Source organism: Streptomyces sp. NPDC006476 (assembly GCF_040612015.1).
Taxonomy (GTDB): Bacteria; Actinomycetota; Actinomycetes; order Streptomycetales; family Streptomycetaceae; genus Streptomyces; species Streptomyces griseorubiginosus_B.
The window spans coordinates 1-1,341 of the sequence record NZ_JBEXPK010000307.1; the positions used below are offsets into that span (position 1 = coordinate 1).

1 protein-coding gene and 1 pseudogene are annotated in these 1,341 nt (G+C 69.9%); both read right to left on the reverse strand.

The window, feature by feature from the left end; all coding sequences use genetic code 11:
- Positions 1-26: 26 nt before the first annotated feature.
- Positions 27-320 (reverse strand): transposase, encoded by a 294-nt coding sequence (locus ABZZ74_RS54225; protein WP_356951457.1) that lies wholly within the window; start codon positions 318-320, stop codon positions 27-29.
- A pseudogene (locus ABZZ74_RS54230) lies at positions 298-1,341 on the reverse strand (IS1182 family transposase); the annotation flags it as partial. The pseudogene ABZZ74_RS54230 and the gene ABZZ74_RS54225, both read right to left, overlap by 23 nt.

Sequence of the window (1,341 nt, forward strand, 5' to 3'; positions counted from 1 at the left end):
TGTCGGGGATCTTGGAGTTGCCGAGGTCAGGTGCCCAGGGTTCGCCAGGACTTCGGCCGGGGGATCTCGTGCTGATCGAGGTAGGTCTGGAAGGCGGTCGGCTGGCGGGGAGGGGGTGCTTCCTCGGTCGATGGGAGACGGCTGAGGCGCTCGATGTTGATGGCGATGGCGGTCAGGACGTGCTGGAGATGGACCTTGCCCTGGCCTCGGTAGCGGCAGCGGCGCATGCCGTGGCCGTGGGCGAACTCGTTGACCGTTCCCTCTACTCCGGAGCGGACCGCGTAGCGGGCCTTCCACTCAGGTGTCTGCTGCTGGGACACGGACGCGGAGTTGCAGGTCGCGGAGTTCTCGCGGGGGAAAGCCGACGGTGCGGTGGCTTTCGCGGGAGGTGGTGCACTGGGCGCGGGCCGGGCAGGGGTGGCACTGGCTCTTGGTGAACCGGGCCACGATCAGAGGTGCCGCGGTGGGTGAGGAGGGCGGGAAGGGGCCGTGCCAGCCCTGGCTGACCTGGCCCTGGGGGCAGGTGACCTGCCGCCGGTCGTAGTCGATGTGGAAGTCGTCGCGGGCGAAGCCTTCACCCCGGCGGTGTTGCCGGGTGGGGTTGCCCCGGAGCGGCCCGGAGACGGTGACCTGGTGGTCATGTGCGGCTTGTGCAAGGTGGGGCAGGGAGGTGTAGCCGCTGTCGACCAGGTGCTCGGCGGGCAGCAGGCCGCGGCGGTGCAGGCGGGTGTGGATGCCGGGCAGAGCCTTGCTGTCATGGGTGGTGGAGGCGGTGGTGGCCACGTCCGTGATCACGTTGGGGCCGTTGGGGGCACACGTCTCCGTCAGGTGAGCGGAGAACCCCTTCCAGCTGATGATGTGCCCGTGACGGGCGTAGCGGGCCGAGATGTCGTAGGGCGAGACGATCGCGCGGGACGAGGGTGGCAGCCCGGGGCCGTCTTCCGTCTCGGCGGTGCGCCAGCGCAAGTGGCCTGCGGCATCGCGGTGATAGTTCTGCACCAGGATCTGGCGCAGGGTCTGGACGCGGGGGCCGAACGCGCAGTCTCCCTCGCGCTGGTAGAGGTGCTCCAGGAGCCGGACGGCGTCGTCGCCGGTAGCTAACATCCTGGTCTTGGGCTTGGTGGGGTTCTTCCCCAGGCGGACTGGACGGCCGTAACGGCGCCCCCAATCCTCGTCGACCAGCTCGTCCAGCAGGTGCGGGGCGGTGCCGGCGACTTCCTCCAGCGCGGCGCGGACCGCTTCGGTGACCATCTCCAGTCGGGTCAGGTCGCGGACCGCGGCCAGGACGTGGGTGGAGTCGGTGCGTTGTGTAGTGCGCTCGCGTACCAGGCCGGCCTCCTT